This is a genomic window from Mycobacterium angelicum (assembly GCF_002086155.1).
Taxonomy (GTDB): Bacteria; Actinomycetota; Actinomycetes; order Mycobacteriales; family Mycobacteriaceae; genus Mycobacterium; species Mycobacterium angelicum.
This window is the reverse complement of the sequence record NZ_MVHE01000346.1, coordinates 1-291: the sequence shown is the minus strand read 5'-3', so window position 1 is coordinate 291 and position 291 is coordinate 1. Positions and strand designations below refer to the sequence as shown.

1 pseudogene is annotated in these 291 nt (G+C 59.1%); it reads right to left on the bottom strand.

Annotation, left to right across the window (positions count from 1 at the left end):
- A pseudogene (locus BST12_RS29725) lies at positions 1-291 on the bottom strand (AmmeMemoRadiSam system radical SAM enzyme); the annotation flags it as partial.

Sequence of the window (291 nt, the reverse complement as noted above, 5' to 3'; positions counted from 1 at the left end):
GTCAATGTGGCGGTTGGTGTAGCCGGGGTGTCCATCATCTTGTAGTCGGGATGGAACGCGGTGAAATGCACCGGCACGTCGACGCCCAGGTTTTCGCGGATCCATCTGCATTCGGCAGCGACTTCCGCGTCGCTGTCGTTACGTCCGGGAATCAGCAGGGTGGTGATCTCCAACCACACATTCGTCTGGTGCCGCAGGTAGGCCAGGGTGTCCAGGACGTTGCGCAGGTGACTGACGCAAACCTTGCGATAAAAGTCTTCGGTGAATGCCTTTAGGTCGACGTTGGCGGCG